This window comes from Rhizobium sp. SEMIA 4085, from assembly GCF_013004495.1.
GTDB classification, from domain to species: Bacteria; Pseudomonadota; Alphaproteobacteria; order Rhizobiales; family Rhizobiaceae; genus Rhizobium; species Rhizobium gallicum.
This window is the reverse complement of sequence record NZ_JABEPH010000719.1, coordinates 1-501: the sequence shown is the minus strand read 5'-3', so window position 1 is coordinate 501 and position 501 is coordinate 1. Positions and strand designations below refer to the sequence as shown.

The window sequence follows — 501 nt, the reverse complement described above, 5'->3', positions numbered from 1 at the left end:
GCACGGCGGTCCAAAGTCTCGACGTCAACGCCAATCTCAACAATGTCCCGGCAAGCATTGCAAACAGCTTCGTGCCTGGACTTGCCGCCGAGGGCACGATCTCTGGAACTGCCAAGGCATCGGGAACACTTGCTGCGCCGGCCGTCGATTTCGATCTTGATTGGAAGGACGCAGCCACAAGCCAGACCAAGGGTGCCGGATTGAAAGCGCTCGGGCTGAGCACCACTGGCAAATTTGCCGATAACAGGCTCGACTTCGATGCGAACCTATCGGGCCCAGCCGAAACGGGTCTCAAGGCAAATGGCAATGTCGTGATTGCCGGCACGGCGGTCCAAAACCTCGACGTGAATGCCAATCTCAACAATGTCCCGGCGAGCATTGCAAACAGCTTCGTGCCTGGACTTGCCGCCGAAGGCACGATCTCTGGAACTGCCAAGGCATCGGGAACGCCGACTGCGCCGGCCGTCGATTTCGATCTCGACTGGAAAGACGCAGCCACGA

General features: G+C 58.9%; 1 protein-coding gene. It reads left to right on the top strand.

The genetic code is table 11. The features are described 5' to 3' along the window. Positions 1-501, top strand: a 501-nt coding sequence (locus C9413_RS32605) for a hypothetical protein (protein ID WP_170251664.1), incomplete at both ends; no start/stop codon positions are given.